This window comes from Pseudomonas sp. P1.8 (assembly GCF_001269805.1).
Classification (GTDB): domain Bacteria; phylum Pseudomonadota; class Gammaproteobacteria; order Pseudomonadales; family Pseudomonadaceae; genus Aquipseudomonas.
In genome coordinates, this window is the sequence record NZ_LHVM01000013.1 from 606,619 (window position 1) to 622,320 (window position 15,702).

16 protein-coding genes are annotated in these 15,702 nt (G+C 58.3%); 10 read left to right on the top strand and 6 right to left on the bottom strand.

Going from position 1 to position 15,702, the window contains the following annotated elements:
• Window positions 1-13: 13 nt before the first annotated feature.
• On the bottom strand, window positions 14-1,087 hold the full coding sequence (locus AD668_RS13375) for an ABC transporter substrate-binding protein (RefSeq protein ID WP_053159431.1): 1,074 nt from the start codon (window positions 1,085-1,087) through the stop codon (window positions 14-16).
• A 474-nt stretch (window positions 1,088-1,561) separates the two neighbouring features.
• On the opposite strand from AD668_RS13375, the gene AD668_RS13380 reads away from it, so the two are divergent.
• A complete protein-coding gene (locus AD668_RS13380) occupies window positions 1,562-2,641 on the top strand; it encodes a sigma-54-dependent Fis family transcriptional regulator (RefSeq protein ID WP_053159433.1) in 1,080 nt (359 codons plus the stop codon).
• Between the two features lie 9 nt (window positions 2,642-2,650).
• Here AD668_RS13380 and AD668_RS13385 read toward each other — a convergent pair whose 3' ends face one another.
• Window positions 2,651-3,100: a sigma-70 family RNA polymerase sigma factor gene (locus tag AD668_RS13385; protein ID WP_256220660.1), complete on the bottom strand. Its 450-nt coding sequence runs from the start codon at window positions 3,098-3,100 to the stop codon at window positions 2,651-2,653.
• Here AD668_RS13385 and AD668_RS29940 point away from each other — a divergent pair.
• The 5 genes from AD668_RS29940 to AD668_RS13405 all read left to right on the top strand — a co-directional run bounded on the left by AD668_RS29940 (window position 3,041) and on the right by AD668_RS13405 (window position 8,249).
• A complete protein-coding gene (locus AD668_RS29940) occupies window positions 3,041-3,193 on the top strand; it encodes a hypothetical protein (protein ID WP_256220661.1) in 153 nt (50 codons plus the stop codon). The genes AD668_RS13385 and AD668_RS29940 overlap by 60 nt on opposite strands.
• A 180-nt stretch (window positions 3,194-3,373) precedes the next feature.
• Complete coding sequence (locus tag AD668_RS13390) at window positions 3,374-4,339, top strand: FecR domain-containing protein (protein ID WP_082344477.1); 966 nt, start codon at window positions 3,374-3,376, stop codon at window positions 4,337-4,339.
• 98 nt (window positions 4,340-4,437) lie between these two features.
• On the top strand, window positions 4,438-6,816 hold the full coding sequence (locus AD668_RS13395) for a TonB-dependent siderophore receptor (protein ID WP_053159436.1): 2,379 nt from the start codon (window positions 4,438-4,440) through the stop codon (window positions 6,814-6,816).
• A 93-nt stretch (window positions 6,817-6,909) separates the two neighbouring features.
• Window positions 6,910-8,061, top strand: a complete 1,152-nt coding sequence (locus AD668_RS13400) for a PepSY domain-containing protein (RefSeq protein ID WP_053159438.1) — start codon at window positions 6,910-6,912, stop codon at window positions 8,059-8,061.
• Window positions 8,058-8,249, top strand: a complete 192-nt coding sequence (locus tag AD668_RS13405; RefSeq protein ID WP_053159440.1) for a hypothetical protein — start codon at window positions 8,058-8,060, stop codon at window positions 8,247-8,249. The genes AD668_RS13400 and AD668_RS13405 overlap by 4 nt, the downstream gene beginning before the upstream one ends.
• A gap of 31 nt (window positions 8,250-8,280) precedes the next feature.
• Here the strand turns inward: AD668_RS13405 and AD668_RS29945 are convergent, their stop codons facing one another.
• The 4 genes from AD668_RS29945 to AD668_RS13420 form a co-directional block, all read right to left on the bottom strand.
• Complete coding sequence (locus tag AD668_RS29945) at window positions 8,281-8,811, bottom strand: GGDEF domain-containing protein (RefSeq protein ID WP_256220643.1); 531 nt, start codon at window positions 8,809-8,811, stop codon at window positions 8,281-8,283.
• Complete coding sequence (locus tag AD668_RS29950; RefSeq protein ID WP_256220644.1) at window positions 8,808-9,314, bottom strand: GAF domain-containing protein; 507 nt, start codon at window positions 9,312-9,314, stop codon at window positions 8,808-8,810. The genes AD668_RS29945 and AD668_RS29950 overlap by 4 nt, the downstream gene beginning before the upstream one ends.
• 154 nt (window positions 9,315-9,468) lie before the next feature.
• Window positions 9,469-9,717 carry a DUF2790 domain-containing protein gene (locus AD668_RS13415; RefSeq protein WP_053159442.1) on the bottom strand — a complete coding sequence of 83 codons (249 nt, stop codon included), beginning with the start codon at window positions 9,715-9,717 and terminating at the stop codon, window positions 9,469-9,471.
• A 135-nt stretch (window positions 9,718-9,852) separates the two neighbouring features.
• Window positions 9,853-10,782 (bottom strand): LysR family transcriptional regulator, encoded by a 930-nt coding sequence (locus tag AD668_RS13420; protein ID WP_053159444.1) that lies wholly within the window; start codon window positions 10,780-10,782, stop codon window positions 9,853-9,855.
• Between the two features lie 108 nt (window positions 10,783-10,890).
• On the opposite strand from AD668_RS13420, the gene AD668_RS13425 reads away from it, so the two are divergent.
• The 4 genes from AD668_RS13425 (at window position 10,891) to AD668_RS13440 (ending at window position 15,658) form a co-directional block, all read left to right on the top strand.
• Window positions 10,891-11,715, top strand: a complete 825-nt coding sequence (locus AD668_RS13425) for a gamma-glutamyl-gamma-aminobutyrate hydrolase family protein (RefSeq protein WP_053159446.1) — start codon at window positions 10,891-10,893, stop codon at window positions 11,713-11,715.
• Window positions 11,712-12,785, top strand: a complete 1,074-nt coding sequence (locus tag AD668_RS13430) for a M14 family metallopeptidase (protein WP_053159448.1) — start codon at window positions 11,712-11,714, stop codon at window positions 12,783-12,785. The genes AD668_RS13425 and AD668_RS13430 overlap by 4 nt, the downstream gene beginning before the upstream one ends.
• A gap of 65 nt (window positions 12,786-12,850) precedes the next feature.
• Window positions 12,851-14,173: an MFS transporter gene (locus AD668_RS13435; RefSeq protein ID WP_053159450.1), complete on the top strand. Its 1,323-nt coding sequence runs from the start codon at window positions 12,851-12,853 to the stop codon at window positions 14,171-14,173.
• 180 nt (window positions 14,174-14,353) lie between these two features.
• Window positions 14,354-15,658, top strand: a complete 1,305-nt coding sequence (locus AD668_RS13440) for an OprD family outer membrane porin (RefSeq protein ID WP_256220645.1) — start codon at window positions 14,354-14,356, stop codon at window positions 15,656-15,658.
• Window positions 15,659-15,702: the final 44 nt, after the last annotated feature.

Here is a 15,702-nt window from a genome sequence, read left to right on the forward strand (position 1 = left end):
GTGATTTCCCTATTCATGGATTGTTGCTGACCTGGCCACGCAGGGCCGGCCAATAGTCGGTGAGTTGCAGATCGATCAGCGCCTGGTTGGTGAAACCGGTGGCCAGCGAAGGGGTGATGTCGTAGTTGTCGCGAATCAGGTGATTGGCCAGGGCGTAAGCTGTCAGGGCCTGGTAATGTGCTTTGAGTTGTTGGTCGCTCTTCGGCGCCCAGCGCTCCTTCCAGGCCACCGGGTCGTTCTGATCGTCGCGACGCAGCACGCTTTCCGCTGTGCCGGCGCGGGAGGAGAGTTGGTAGTAGGCATCCTGGTTCTGCTCCTGGGAAATCCACCAGGCGGCCTTGACCCAGGCCGTCGCCAGCAACTGCGTGATGTCGGGGTGCTGGGTGACGAAGTTATCGGTGCCCCAGAGGTCGGAGATCAGGCGCCAGTCGTTGGCGCCTTCCTTGGTCGACCAGAGAATCTTGCCCACGCCTTTGTCCTCCAGTGCGTAGGCCTCGCTGAGCAGTACCGCCGCATCGACTTTGCCGGCGGACACGGCTGCGGCACCGACTTGCGGGTTGAGGTTGGCGATCTTGAAGTCGTCGAGCTTCAGGCCTTTGCTGGCGAGAAAGTTGCTGAATGCGAACTCCCAGGGACGACCTCGGTGCAGGGCCAGGCGTTTGCCTTTCAAATCTTCGATGCTCTTGGCCTCGGAACCTGCCGGTACCACCAGATAAATGTTGTTGCCGCTGCCTCCGGGTACGATCAATTTACCCGGCACGCCACCGGCGCCAGCGATCACCGAGGGCAGATCGCCGCGCACGGCGAAGTCGATGCTGTTGTTGCTGAAGCCTTCGTTGATCTGCGGACCGGCGCCAGCGTGGGGCAGGGCAATCCACTCAAGTTTCACGCCGCGCTGGCTCAGTTGCTGTTCTAGCCAACCGTCTTCGATAACCCGCCCGGCGATGCCACCGAACACCGGTTTTCCGCCCTGGGTGTAGGCGACGATGGCGATCTTCACCGACGTCGGTACCTGTTCGGCCAGTGCGGTGGCACTGAGCAGAAAACCGGTCAATGCGACCAGGCTGTTGCGCCAGAAACGTTTCATTGAAATCTCCCTAAATGGCAATTGGCGAAAACCTTGCGTCGTCCTTGCGGACGCCATCGCTGGCAAGCCAGCTCCTACACAATTCACGTGGTGCACCCATCTCCTGTAGGAGCCGGCTCGCTGGCGATATGCCCTTGAGCCTTGCGGCGCCGTTGCGGGCGCCATCGACGGCAAGCCAGTGCCTACAGGTGGAACGCTGTCGGGAGGGAGAGAGCAGATTGCATGCCACAGCGCGAAAATCCGCCTGCAGGCCTTGCGCGGCGGGACTTCAGGGTTGGGTAGCGAGTGTGATGTCGAGGGTAGGGTGCTGATCTGCAAACAGGGGAATGCTTGGCAGTTGCTGCTCCAGCAACAAGGCACGAACAATTGATCGATATATTCGATCTGGGTATATGCAAATACTAATTAATAATTTTTTAGTCTAAACAACTTCGTGCAATATTGATCACGCGCTTTTACTGCCAGGAATGCACCATGTCGCTGATCACTCATCCAAACGCCCGCGAATTGACCAAATCGGTAAGGGCCACCGTTCTGGTTTTCAAGGACCCGCGCTCCCAGGAGTTGCTCAGCCGAATAGAGCGCCTGGCGCCCAGTGAAGCCAATACCCTGATCATCGGCGAAACCGGAACCGGCAAGGAGCTGGTTGCCCGTCACATCCACCACTTGAGTCGCAGGGGGCGCGAACCTTTCGTCGCAGTGAACTGCGGTGCGTTTGCCGAAACCCTGGTGGAAAGTGAGTTGTTCGGCCACGAAAAAGGCGCGTTCACCGGCGCCACTTCCAGCAAGGCCGGCTGGTTCGAAGCGGCCAACGGCGGCACGTTGTTTCTGGATGAGATCGGTGATCTTCCGCTGAACATGCAGGTCAAATTGCTGCGGGTCTTGCAGGAGCGCGAAGTCGTGCGTCTGGGGTCGCGCACGCCGATTCCGATCAATGTGCGCCTGGTGGCCGCGACCAACGTCAATCTGGCGGATGCGGTCGTCGCCGGGCATTTTCGCGAGGATCTTTTCTACCGCTTGCACGTCGCGACGATTCGCCTGCCACCCCTGCGGGAACGACCGGGAGACATCCTGCCGCTGGCTGAGTTTTTCCTCGAAGAGCACTGCCAGCGCCTGGGTTACAACCGTGCGTCACTGAGTGTCGAAGCCGAACGAAAACTGTTGGAGCACAGCTGGCCGGGCAACATCCGCGAACTGGAAAACTCCATTCACCATGCCTTGCTGGTGTGCCGCAATCAGCGGGTCGCACCCGCGGATCTGCATTTGGTGGACATGCGCTCCTCAGGCATCCGTCACGAGCAGGAACAAGCGGTTCATGCAAGTCTGGGGATCGCCGGACCGGTGGATCTGGAAGCGGCACTTAACGCACTGTTCGAACAGAACATTCCCGATCTTTATGAGCACATTGAAGAAACCATTTTTCGCGCCGCTTACCGGTTTTGCCATGGCAACCAATTGCAGACCGGACGATTACTGAATATCAGCCGCAACATCGTTCGGGCGCGATTGGAAAAGATCGGGGAGTTGAACAAGCCGGTGTCGGTGGAGAATTGACAGGGTGCCCTAAAGCGCTTTTTGCCGGCAGTGGAGCAGGGCCTCACTGATCATGGCGTGGACCAGTGATGGAGAAACACCAAGTTTTTTCGCGATTTCGTTCTGTTTCATGCCGTGAATTCGGCACATTTCGAACGCATAGCGCGTGCGTTCGGGCAAATCGGACAATGCTCCGCAAACCCTTTCCAGCACCTGTTGATCCGACACCAGTGCTTCCGGCGTTTCCGCCTGTGGGCCGGACACCTCGCTGCTGTCATCTTCCTGGACGATCAAGCGTTCTTCAAACTGGCGGCGACGGTAATGGTCGATCGACAGATTGCGCACTATACGCGTGAGGTACGAGGCTTGAGACCGGATCGGCCCACTCGCGTCAGCCTCGCCCATTTTCAGGAAGGCTTCATGGACAATGTCCTCGGCATGGCTGCGGCATCCGGTGATTCGCGCCGCGAGCCCAATCAAGCGCTGACGCCGCTCAAAGAACACTTCAAGCAATTGGGAGCCGCTCCCCGCCGTATTAGGCTTTTGCATGATGCACCTGAATTGTTTTTATGAATCTGCCAGCGAGGGTCGTGAATTTATTCTTATTAAGAATTATTTGCAATAAATCCTCTGTCGCATTTCACCCAAAGTGCCATCAACCATGCCGAAGGCGATTTCAACGGTGTGCTGGAACTGAACCAAAACCGCCGGACATGGAGTAAGCTTGCGGAAATTTTCCTTCTACCAGCCATGATGACCAATCCTTCCTGCCCGCAGAAATCTACTGGTGAAATTGCTGCCGACTGGTGTGTGCGACTGCACTTCGGCGAGTGCACGGATGCCGATCGCGCGCAGTTCCGGCGCTGGCATGATGCGGATCCGTCCCATGGGGTGGAATACACCAAAATTTGTCGAATCTGGCAGGTAAGCGAGCAGTTGCCAGCCAGCCTGGATGTCGACCGTTCAGGACGCTCGCGCTGGAGCGAGCGTTTACCCTGGATGGCGCGCGCGGCGGTGTTCGTGGTCGCCGTGGGTGCCGTCTGGGGTACAGGTTGGTCAGTGGGCATGCTGCCTGGCAGTGTCCGCTACTTCATGGCGCAGGAAGTCCGTCGACAGGTGCTACTGCCGGATCACAGTCAGGTGCAACTCAATCAGCGAACTGGACTTGTCTACCTCGGTTTTCGCGATCAGCGCCAGGTACTGCTGCGTAATGGCGAAGCTTTTTTCGATGTTCAGCACGACCTTGAAAAGCCATTCGTGATACGTGCCGACAACGCCAATATCAGAGTCACCGGTACTCATTTCAATGTCTGGACCGGACAGGAAATCACCACGGTAACCGTCACCCAGGGTTCGGTACTGGCTTCGCGCAATGACGGCAGCGATGACAACAATCAGGGCGCAGTGCTCACAGCGGGGATGCAAGCGGCATTCGGCCCTGATCGAATGGTGCAATTGGCCCGCATCGATCCCTCCCGGGCTGCTGCCTGGCGCAACGGCAAGCTGATGCTTGATGATGTCAGCCTGCGCGAAGCGCTGCCCCTGATCAACCGCTACCTTGACGTACCGTTGAAGCTGGCGGACAGCGGGGTGGGCGACCTGCGTTTCGGTGGCACCTATGACACCGCTGAACTTGGCCAGCTGGTTAGCGCGCTGCCGAAGATACTGCCGGTCAAATTGCGCCACAGCGATCAAGCGACTTTGCTATTGAGGCGCTGAACCCCACCTTCTGGATTTCTTTCTTGTGATTTTCTGAACAAATCACACGCTCATTCGTCGATCCGGCATGCCCTTACATTCAAGCTACCGGAAGCATTATGAGCGCCTATCCACTGAATCGACCCGCCCTGAGCCTGCGCCGCTGCATCGCCGCCACCATTCTGGGCCTCACACTGGTGACAGCCGTACCGGCGATGGCCGACCCGGTCCAGGTCAACATTCCTTCGCAGGCGCTGTCCTCTGCGCTTTCCGATCTGGCGAGGCAGGCCAATCTGCAGATCATCTACAGTCAAGACACCGTGTCCGGCATTCGTAGTCGTGACGTCGCCGGAAAGATGGAGCCGGAGGCCGCACTGCGTCAGTTGTTGGGAGGGGCCAGGATCGTCTACCAGATCGAAGGCAACCATGTGACATTGCAGGGCGGCACTGACGACTCGGCGATGGCCTTGCCTGTCACCAGCATCGTTGGTCAGGCCTACAGCTCCGTGAGTCCCAATGACGGCTATGTGGCCAAGCACGCTTCTGCCGGGACCAAGACCGACACGCCACTGGTTGAAACGCCATACTCGGTTTCGGTGGTCACCCGAGAGCAAATTGAGGCCCAGCAACCCAAGACCGTCTCACAAGCTCTGCGCTATACGCCGGGCGTCAATGCCGAAATTGCCGGGCCTCAGTTTGTGACCGACCAGTTGACTATTCGCGGTTTTCAGCAGGGCACCGGGCGCATGTTGCGTGATGGTACGCGCACCTTCCTGCCCGACTTTCTCGGCTGGGACGCCCCTGAACCCTATGGTCTGGAACGTATTGAGGTGCTGCGCGGTGCCAGCTCGGTTCTCTACGGAGCCTCCGACCCGGGCGGCCAGATCAATCTGGTGACCAAGCGGCCGACGATCGAGCCACTGCATGAAGTGCAGTTGCAAATGGGCAACGAGAACTACCATCAGGGCGCCTTTGATCTGGGGGATGCGCTGGACGAGGAGGGGATCTGGAGTTACCGGCTGACTGGCCTGTTCCGGGAAGCCGATGCCCAGACCGACCACATTACCAACCGTCGCCAGTACATTGCTCCAGCCATCAGCTACCGTCCCAGCGACAACACCGAGCTGACGTTTTTGGGTGAGTATCAGAAACAGACCGGCAACTTCGCCAATCCGTTACCGGCCGAGGGCACAGTGTTTCGAGACCCGCGTGGACGTCTGGACCGCGACACCTACGTGGGAGACACCGCCACGGACTTCATGACCAACGAAAAGACATCGTTGGGTTATGTGTTCGAGCATCAGTTCGACGAAATCTGGACTGCGCGCCAAAACGTACGTTACAGCGACTATCGTCAAGCCAGTTCCGAGATTGCCCTGTTCGGGCCGGTTGGCGACCAGTACTCGCGCTATAACGATCAACGCAAGGGCGACGGCCATCTGTTCACCATGGATAACCAGATCCAGGCCAACTTCGCTACGGGCCCACTCGAACACACGCTGTTGACCGGCATTGATTACAACAACGGCAAGTTCGATCAGGACCAGTCGCTGAACTTCATCCTGGAAAGCTTCGACGTGTTCAATCCGGTCAACGGGCAGCCACTGACTTTCATTCCGTTCAGTGCCAATAGCTACGAACAGAAAATGTCGCAAACCGGTGTCTACCTGCAGGACCAGTTGAAAGTCGACAAGTGGGTGTTCCTCCTGGGTGGCCGGTACGATTGGGCCACCAACCAGAAGGATGACCGCGCTCCGCAGACCCAGAAGGATGAGAAGTTCAGCGGTCGCGCCGGTATTGTCTACCTCTTCGACAATGGCCTGGCTCCCTATGCCAGCTACAGCGAATCGTTTTTGCCAGTGATGGGCGTTACTGCTGACAACTCGCAACTTGATCCGGAAACCGGCAAACAATACGAAGTGGGCCTCAAGTACGAGCCGCCGGGCTCCAACAGCCTCTACACCATTGCCTGGTTCGACCTCACCAAGCAAAACGCCACGGAGAACGTTAACGGCTTCTCCAGGCAGGAGGGTGAGGTTCGTTCCCAGGGCGTGGAGCTCGAAGCCAAGACTGAAATCACCCAGGGTTTCAACCTGATCGGCAGTTACACCTGGAACGATGTCGAAGTCACTCAATCGGAAACCGGCAACAAGGGCAATACTCCGTTCCGGGTACCAGAGCACATGGCGTCGCTGTGGGGTGATTACATTGTCCAGAGTGGCTCGCTGGCTGGCTTGCGCCTGGGGGCTGGTACCCGTTACGTGGGCAGCACATTCGGCGATTCGGCCAACAGTTTCAAAGTGGACAGCTATACCGTGGTCGACGCGCTGGTCAGCTATCAACTCGGCAAGGTCTCCGCTTCGCTGGATGGGGTAGAGGTGTCGCTCAATGCCACTAACCTGTTCGACGAAGAGTATGTGGCCGGTTGCTTCAGTACCGTTGGCTGCCAGTACGGACAGCAACGCACGGTCTACGGCACTGTGGGATATAACTGGTAACCCCGAGCTGCCCAGGTACTTTTTTTGTACCTGGGCGCCGACCGTACCCTGCAACGTTCGGCAAGCGTTAATTTATAAGGAATAGCACCGGACATGACCGCCCGAGCCTTGCGCAACTGGTATCTGGTCCACAAATGGACCAGCCTGATCGCCACCCTCTTTTTGTTGTTGCTGTGCATCACGGGGTTACCGCTGATCTTTCATGAAGAGATCGAGCACTACTTCGAACCCCACCCGCCGCTGCGTCCGCTGACTGCTCAAGCGCCACGAATCGACTACGACAAGGTGATTGCCAGTGCTTTGGCAGCACGACCAGGTGAAGTCGTGCGCTTCGTCGGTTTCGACCCGCAAGACCCGCGAGGCGTGGTGATCACTGCCGCGAGTCTGGGGCCAGCGCCGCTGGACGATCACGCTCAGCCGTTCGATACGCGCACCGCAGAGTTGTTCCCGCCGGAGCCACCGGATGATGGTTTCATGAACCTGATGCTGCGCCTGCATACCGATTTGTTCCTCGGACTGCCCGGTTATCTGTTCCTCGGTTTCATGGGGCTATTGCTGGTAGCGTCGCTGGTTTGCGGCGTGGTGGTGTACACGCCGTTCATGCGCAAGCTGGACTTCGCCACCGTGCGTAGCGGACGCAGCCAACGACTGAAATGGCTGGATCTGCATAATGTGCTTGGCATTGTCACCCTGGCCTGGGTATTGGTGGTTGGCATTACCGGCGTGATCAATACCCTGGCGCTGCCCATACAGGGTCTGTGGCAGACGGGCCAGTTGGCGCAGATGACCGCCCCCTACAAAGACGCACCGCCGCTGGAGCGCCTCGGTTCATTGCACAAGGCATTGGAGGCCGCCCGAAATGCGGCGCCGGACATGCAGCCGAGCTTCGTTGCGTTTCCCGGTACTCAACTCAGCAGCCAGCATCATTACGCGGTGTTCATGCGCGGTACCACGCCACTGACCGCGCGCCTGCTCAAGCCAGCCCTGGTGGACGCACGAACCAGCGAGCTGACTGACATGCGCGAGATGCCCTTGTATGTGAAAACCTTGCTGATCTCGCAACCCTTGCACTTTGGCGACTATGGTGGCTTGCCATTGAAGATCATCTGGGCCGCCCTCGACCTGATTACCATCGTCGTCCTGGGGAGTGGTTTGTACCTCTGGTTGGGCCGACGCAAAGTCCCGCTGGAAAAGCGCCTTGGCGAGCTGAATGCCAATAGCCTGGGAACGGGGAGCAGGGTATGAGACGCGGTCTCTGGATGATCTTTCGTTGGCCGCTACTGCTGGCGGTGCTGAGCTTTCTCGGGCTGCTGTCGGCACTGATCGGCGATGGGTTCTATGACCTGCTGTCGTGGCTCAGCCTGGCCGTGCCTTTGCTGCTGGTAGCGGTGGTCTGGATTCGCTTGCGTGGAGGAAGCCGGCCGCGTTCGTGAGCGTACTCGGCGTTGCTGACGCTCGGCTTTCCTACAACCGTTGGCGGTTTCGCTGCTGTTTCACCTTATACATCTCGCGGTCCGCCAGCTTCGTGGCCTCGTCCACAGTGATGCTGCCCGGTATCACTGCCACGACCCCGACACTCGCGCCGGTATATTGAATATCACCCAGACCGTGACCCAGCTCATATTGCCCTATTGTCGCTTGGGACAGTCGATCCTGAAGTAGTTCGGCGGCATGTTGCATGTCTTTTGCCAGGTCCGAGTGTTCCGATGGTGTGCCCAAGGCGATCACGATGAACTCATCACCGCCACTACGGCCGATGATGTCGCTGGTTCTAAGACCCTGCTGCAATTGAGCGGCTACGCCGCGCAGTAGCTGGTCTCCGGCCTGGTGGCCGTGGGTGTCGTTGATGAGCTTGAACCCATCCAGATCGAGGACTCCCAGCAGTATGTACTTGCCTTCCCGCTGGGCCAGGGCGAACAGGCGAGCGGCATCGTTCAGGATGGCACGCCGATTGGACAGCCCGGTCAGTGGATCTGTCAGGGCCAGCTTGGTCAACTCGGCGTTGGCAGCCCGAAGTCGCTCAACAAGCAGCTCACGTTCAGGGAGTATCCCAGCAACCCGGACAGCAACATCAGCAAGGGTTCCACTTCAGGAGTGCGGGCCACCTGAGCCGAGCTGGCGGCACATACCGTCCCCAGCACGTGCCCAGCCTGGGATCGAATCGGCGCGCTCACGTAAGTTCTGATGCCCAGGGCGGCGGCAGCCTCCGAGTCGCCCCAGCATTGGGCAACGTTATCCGAGTACATGCGATTTTCGTCCAGCGCCCGCTTGCACAGAGTATCTGTCCAGGGCACCACCAGCCCTTCGGGAATCACCATGTCACCGACGTTGCGTGCGAACTCGATACGCTGGACACCCTCGTCGGTATCAATGGTCGTCAGGTAGGTCGACTCCATACCGGTCACCTGGCTAAGCAGGGTCAGCAAAGGACGGGTCAGTTGCTCCAGGGTTTGGGCTTTTGGAAGGGTATCGGAGAGAAGAGAAAGAATCTGATCCATTTGGGCGTGCCGATAGCTGAGTGGTGTTTCAATTATCGGCTGATCGGCGCGGCACTGAACAGTACTGGGCTTCACCCGGCTGAATGGGGCGGCCGCGACCTTGCCGATCAACTCCACACACCCGCAACAATCGCGACGCGCGCCCTGGGCAGAACTAATTACCGCCCCAGGTGGTGTCTATCACAAGGTACGCAAGTCGTCGCGTCTTGCCTTGATGGTCGATGTACTCCATGGTCGCCGGATAAACCTCATTCTCGATAGGCGTTGCCGTCACCGAGACGACCTCGGCGATATCCAGGTGCATGCCATAGGTGTACTGAGTGTCGGCGACAGGTGACGGGCCGGCGGCCAGCACGGGACCTGAAATCAGTCCCAGCATGACGAAACACAATGGTTTTTTCATTTTCGCTTCCTCTATGTATCTGTAGCGCTTCGCATTCCCTGTCCGGTTGATCGAGTAACTGTCTGAGTCACGTTAGTGGTCGATGCAATCAACCAGTATGGACCCGTGCCGAGTAATGCGCCCCGTCCGGCGCGACTATAGATAAGGCGCAATTTCGTGCTCCGCCTCCTGGAAGTACGAACGGATGATAGTGAACGACTGCTTCGCGGCGGGCGTCAGCGTCCGATGCCGGATCGTTACGATGCCCAGGGTCAGGTCCAGCTCAAAGGGTGGCTGGACATCAAGGATCGCGACGGACTTTTCCCTGAGCAGTTTGATCATGGCGAGGAAGGTGGTGGGAAAAAGCGCGTTGGTACTGAGAATGAGGTCGTGCGCCGTCTCGATATTATTGATGCTCGCGGCAAAGTTGGTCTCGATGGGCATCTGCATGCCATAGAGATGGGCCATCTTCAGGGCCAGCATCTCATTGATATATCCCGAGCCGATCAACGGGTGCTCTTTCAGGTCATCCATGGTCAGGCCTTGGCGCGTGGCCAGTGGATGCCCGGCCCGGGCGAACCAGCCAAAACTGCAGGTGTACAAAGGCTCGACCATTAGCTCTGGGTAGCGGGCTGCTGCCCCCACGTCACCAATGAAGAAGTCGAGCCTTTCGTTTTGCAGGGCATCGAGCAGTACATCGGTACTGTGCACCTGAGCCTGGATCTTCAAACCGGGTCCAGCCGCTAGCAGTTGCCGGATCAGCGAGGCCAGGAAGTCATGGGCAACCGAGGAGCCCAGCCCGAATGCAAGCGGGCCATAGGCCCCGTTTTTCATCAGGTTCAGCGTTCGCGCCCCTTCACGCTCTTCAAAAATGATGCGCTTCGCCCGCTCGAGGTATTCCATCGCGAAGGGCGTGGGGTGCAAGCGACGATTGGTCCGGTCAAAGAGCGACACCCGCAATTCGTCCTCCAGCGCCTTGATGCTTCTGGAGAGCGCCGGTTGGCTCAGGTGCACCGCATCAGCGGCGGCGCTGAGCGATCCGGTGTTCATCAGCGCGAGAAAGTGCTGTAACTGTCGGGTATTCATGGGCTTTCCACTTGCAGATAATGCATGAAATCAGAATTTATTATGCAATTTACCATGGTTTAACGATCTCATAGACTGGGTCCTCGTTTACCCCTACGGGACTTGACCATGACCAGATCGCCACTATTCGCGGACGGCGCCAGACCCCTTGTTGCCATCGCCACCGATCGCGTTGATCGCTATGGCCATCCTGCGCATACCTTGCTGCATGGTTACGTGGACGCAGTGGCCAGCACGGCCCGTGCTCTGCCCTTGGCGCTACCAGCTGATCCCGATGCCATTGACTTCGAGAGCCTGCTGGCCAATATCGATGGCCTTGTGCTCACCGGCAGCCCGTCAAATATTTCGCCTCTGCGTTATGGCGGCACCGCCACGCCGGACGTGTCGACGCTGGACCTGGCCAGAGATGCAACGGTTCTACGGCTCGTCAGAAGGCTGGTGGATGCGGGAGTCCCGGTATTGGGGATATGCCGCGGTTTCCAGGAAATGAACGTTGCCTGGGGTGGCACGCTGGACAGTGCCGTTCATCAGCGCCCCGGTGCCATTGACCACCGCGAAGGTGATCATTCACGCCCGATCGTCGAGTGGTACCAGTACAGCCACAGCATCAAGGTGGCTGCGGGTGGGCTGCTGTCACGTCTGCGAGGCACGGATCATGCGCAAGTCAACTCCCTGCATCATCAAGGCATCGCGCAGCTTGGGACCGGCCTGACTGTCGAGGCGACCGCACCGGACGGGCTGATTGAGGCGTTTTCGGTTACTGACGCCAGCAGCTTCGCCCTGGCGGTGCAGTGGCATCCGGAGATGCGCGTGCACGATGACCGGCTGTCCCGCGACATATTCGAGGCATTTGGTGATGCCTGCCGACGCCGCCGCGAAACCCGCCTGCGTTCGATCGTACACGCAGCACGCGCCGAGGCTTTGATTCCATGACGAGCGCAGAACACATCGACGATCTTTTCAGTGATTCGTATGCACAAGCACGCGAAAAATTTTTTACGGCGGCCAACCAGCGAGGCCTTTCGATCGACAGCTATGAGCTGAACCTCAAGGGTGCCCGTGACGAAACGCTGGCAACGGATGTCGTGTTCGACGGTCCGAGGGATGCTTCCAAGGTGCTGATCCTGCTCAGCGGCGTCCATGGCGTGGAAGGATTCCCTGGTTCGGCGGTGCAGACGGGGGCGCTGCGGCTCGATACACCCAAGCCGGACGACACGGCGATTCTCTATGTTCACGCGATCAACCCGCACGGTTTTTCCCACCTGCGCCGAGTGACCCAGGAAAACGTCGACCTGAACCGTAACTTTATTCAGTTCGACGGTCCGCTTCCGCAAAACGAGGGTTACCACGACATTCACGAGGCCCTGCTGCCTGCGCAATGGCCCCCCGAGGATGATCAGGTGTTGCAGCAGTACCGTCTGACCCATGGTGACAAGAAGTTCCAGTGCGCTATCTCCCTGGGCCAATACCATTATCCGGACGGCATGTTCTTTGGTGGACTGACACCGACATGGAGCAACTCCACCTTCCGGCAGATCCTGCGCACCTACGCCGCCAACGCCACGGTCATCGCTTCCGTGGACGTCCATACCGGACTCGGCCCCTACGGCTATGGGGAAAAAATCTTCGCCACCCGCGACACCTGCACCCTGGAGAAAGCCAGGCACTGGTGGGGTGAGATCACCGACGTACATGCCGGCAGCTCTACCAGCGTGCCGATGAGCGGGCCCATTCAGGTGGCCATTTCGCAGGAATGCCCAGCGGCCAGGCACATCGGCATTTGCCTTGAGTTCGGCACCTACCCGATCGAGAAAATAATCACGACGCTTCGGGCCGATCACTGGGTTTTCCGCCACGGCAAGCAGAATACGGCGCAAAGCAGCGAGATCACCCAACGGCTCAAGGATTTGTTCTACCCCAACCACGCGGACTGGAAAACACCCGTTTGGACGCAAGCCAGCCATGTCGTGAATCAGGCGTTGCAAGGGCTGGAAAACTGGTAACGGCATACAGCGAAAAACAGGGACCTGTTTAAGATTTATTCTAATAAGTACAGAGATCTTGATCCATGAACCATTCGACATTATCGATCACTGAAAGCCCGAGTGAGGAAAGCCCTGAAGTGGCTATTCCACACGCCACCCTCAACAAAAAATCAGTCGCCGCCGCGGTGGCTGGTAATGCGCTCGAGTTCTATGACTTTGTCATCTATGCGTATTTCGCGGTCTATATCGGCAAAGCCTTTTTCCCGGTGTCAGGCGAGTACGGCAGTCTGATGGCAGCGGCAGCGACCTTTGGCGTCGGTTTTCTCGCACGGCCACTGGGCGGTGTACTGATCGGCACGTTTGCCGACAAGGCCGGGCGCAAACCGGCAATGATCCTGACGGCGGCCTTGATCACTCTTGGCACGCTGGGCGTGGCCATCACCCCGAGCTACGAAGTGATCGGTATCGCAGCCCCCATCTTCGTGGTTTTTTGCCGCCTGCTGCAGGGCCTGGCCCTGGGGGGTGAGCTGGGTCCTGCCACCTCACTGCTGATTGAAGCAGCCCCCCCCGGTCGCCGTGGCTTCTACGCCAGTTGGCAAGTCGCCAGCCAAGGCTTGGCCGTTGCCGTGGGCGGCATGCTCGGGGTGGCGCTGTCCCTGAGCCTGAGCACTGAGCAGTTGGCCAGTTGGGGTTGGCGGATTCCGTTCCTGCTGAGTCTGGTGCTGATTCCTCTGGTGGTGTACATGCGCAAGTCCCTGCCCGAGACCCACGAGGGCTCGCAAGAACGCAGCGGCAGCGCGATAGTCGGCGAGGTGCTGCGTAATCACAAAAAAATTCTGATCCTCGGTGTGATGTTGTTCGCCTCGATCGCGGTCGCATCGCAGATCGGTAACTACATGGTGAGCTACGCGGTACAGGTCCTGAAACTGCCGGCAGCAGTCGCGCAAGGCAGTGTACTGATCGGCGGGATCGTAACCTTTGCCTTTTCCCTTCTGGGTGGCCACCTGAGTGATCGTTACGGTCGGCGCCTGACCAACATTTTCCCCCGGGTCGCGCTGGCCTTGGTGATCGTCCCGCTGTTCCTGTGGCTCACGGGTTCACCAAGCCTGATCACGCTGCTGACCGTCAATGCGGTCATTGCAGCCCTTACGGCGATGTTTGGTGCGGCGGGTATCGTCCAGGTGCCGGAGCTGTTGCCAATTGCTGTGCGCAGCACCGGCCTGTCAATTACCTATGCCATCGGTGCCGCAATTTTTGGTGGCAGTACCCAGTTTCTCGTCACCTGGTTGATTGCTGTAACCGGCAGCCCCATGGCGCCCGCCTGGTACCTGGTCGGTATCAGCCTGGTCAGCCTTGTTGCCATGCGGATGCTGCCTGAATCACGCGACACCAACGTTCAGGAATAAGCGCTGGCACCCCGTGCAAGATTGCATTTATGCGAAGCAGAAGGTTGAAGTGCGTTCAAAAGGCGCCTTCGACCTCGCGATAAAACAACAACAATAATTTCAGACGTTCGTCTGCCAACAACTGCGCTATAGGCAAAGTCAATGTACCGCACAGAGAAGCTTCCAGTATGGTCGGCGGGAATGCTCGTGGCCGCTATTTCAGCATCGCCGGTTTATGCTGAGGATCACGGGTTTGTCGAAGACAGCACGCTGACGCTCAATACCCGTCAGTGGTATTCCCATGAAATCGGCAGCAAGGCGGTGCACTTCCGCGCACAGACCAATGAAGGCCCCCGCGCGGTGCGAGATCGTACTGCCTGGGTTCAGGGGTTCAAGCTCGATTACATATCCGGTTTCACTCAAGGCCCCCTGGGTTTCGGTCTCGACGTTTCAACCTATTCGGCAGTGGCGCTGGAGCGCAGCCAGCTGACAACGGCTGGTGGCAGCAACCGCGTGCTGGTGGACAAGGACGGCAATGTGGTCGACGACTGGAGCAAAATCGGCGTGGCGGCGTTGAAGGTAAGGCTCGCGCAGACAACGCTGAAAGTGGGTCGGCAGCAGATGTCCAGAACGCCGGTCATGGGTTACGCAGACACCCGGACGCTGCCGGCTTCCTTCGACGGTGTTTCGCTGGAAAGCCATGATATCGACGGCCTGACGATCAAATCCGGGTACTTCGACAGAGCATCCCCCAGGACCGGCGCGGGCACTCAGGATCTGACCCCGACCTATACGTACCGGCACGTCACCGGCGACTTCATCGCCTACGGTGGTGCAGATTTCGTGACCAAAAGCGGATGGCGCGCCAGTGCCTACCTGTCGCGCTTCGACGATATCTGGGACCGTGAATACGTCGGCCTGGGCAAGAAATACCAGTGGGGCCCGATCAGTACCGACATGCAGTTGGATGTCTACAACACTCAGTCCAGTGGTGCCGAGAAGGGCGGCTATATCGATCAGCAGGCCTACGGACTGAGCGTCGCACCGACCTGGAAAAACCATACGCTGAAGTTTGGCGTGCAGAAGATCGATGGCGACGAATTCTTCGACTTTGTCGGCGAGTCGAATGCGATCAACCTGCCCAACGTCGGGCTTTCGAACTATAACGGGCCAAACGAAAAGTCGTTCCAGATCAATTACATGACCGACTTTGCCGCTTACGGTCTGCCAGGCTTGAAGTCCTCTGTCTGGTACATCAAGGGCTGGGGTATCGATGCCACTCACTACAAGGGTGGCTCGAACGGCATGTATGCCGACTTTAAAAATCAGGACGACGAAAACGAGTATGAAGTCGGCACGCTGGCCAGCTACACCTTGCAGTCCGGCAATTTCAAGGGGGCGAGTGTGATGAGCGGCTATGTCTGGCACCGGTCCAGCCCACTCCAACTGGAAAACAATATTGAAGAGTTCCGCTTGATTATCAACGTTCCCTTCAAGATCCTGTAACCCGAGCAAAGAGGGCAGCAATCGTTTCAAAAGCACTGAGCGCT

Excerpts from the sequence above, each read along its gene's own strand:
- AD668_RS13375 (WP_053159431.1), bottom strand. The coding sequence starts at position 1,087 with ATGAAACGTTTCTGGCGCAACAGCCTGGTCGCATTGACCGGTTTTCTG.
- AD668_RS13380 (WP_053159433.1), top strand. The coding sequence starts at position 1,562 with ATGTCGCTGATCACTCATCCAAACGCCCGCGAATTGACCAAATCGGTA.
- AD668_RS29940 (WP_256220661.1), top strand. The coding sequence starts at position 3,041 with ATGGACAATGTCCTCGGCATGGCTGCGGCATCCGGTGATTCGCGCCGC.
- AD668_RS13390 (WP_082344477.1), top strand. The coding sequence starts at position 3,374 with ATGACCAATCCTTCCTGCCCGCAGAAATCTACTGGTGAAATTGCTGCC.
- AD668_RS13395 (WP_053159436.1), top strand. The coding sequence starts at position 4,438 with ATGAGCGCCTATCCACTGAATCGACCCGCCCTGAGCCTGCGCCGCTGC.
- AD668_RS13400 (WP_053159438.1), top strand. The coding sequence starts at position 6,910 with ATGACCGCCCGAGCCTTGCGCAACTGGTATCTGGTCCACAAATGGACC.
- AD668_RS13405 (WP_053159440.1), top strand. The coding sequence starts at position 8,058 with ATGAGACGCGGTCTCTGGATGATCTTTCGTTGGCCGCTACTGCTGGCG.
- AD668_RS29950 (WP_256220644.1), bottom strand. The coding sequence starts at position 9,314 with ATGGATCAGATTCTTTCTCTTCTCTCCGATACCCTTCCAAAAGCCCAA.
- AD668_RS13415 (WP_053159442.1), bottom strand. The coding sequence starts at position 9,717 with ATGAAAAAACCATTGTGTTTCGTCATGCTGGGACTGATTTCAGGTCCC.
- AD668_RS13420 (WP_053159444.1), bottom strand. The coding sequence starts at position 10,782 with ATGAATACCCGACAGTTACAGCACTTTCTCGCGCTGATGAACACCGGA.
- AD668_RS13425 (WP_053159446.1), top strand. The coding sequence starts at position 10,891 with ATGACCAGATCGCCACTATTCGCGGACGGCGCCAGACCCCTTGTTGCC.
- AD668_RS13430 (WP_053159448.1), top strand. The coding sequence starts at position 11,712 with ATGACGAGCGCAGAACACATCGACGATCTTTTCAGTGATTCGTATGCA.
- AD668_RS13435 (WP_053159450.1), top strand. The coding sequence starts at position 12,851 with ATGAACCATTCGACATTATCGATCACTGAAAGCCCGAGTGAGGAAAGC.
- AD668_RS13440 (WP_256220645.1), top strand. The coding sequence starts at position 14,354 with ATGCTCGTGGCCGCTATTTCAGCATCGCCGGTTTATGCTGAGGATCAC.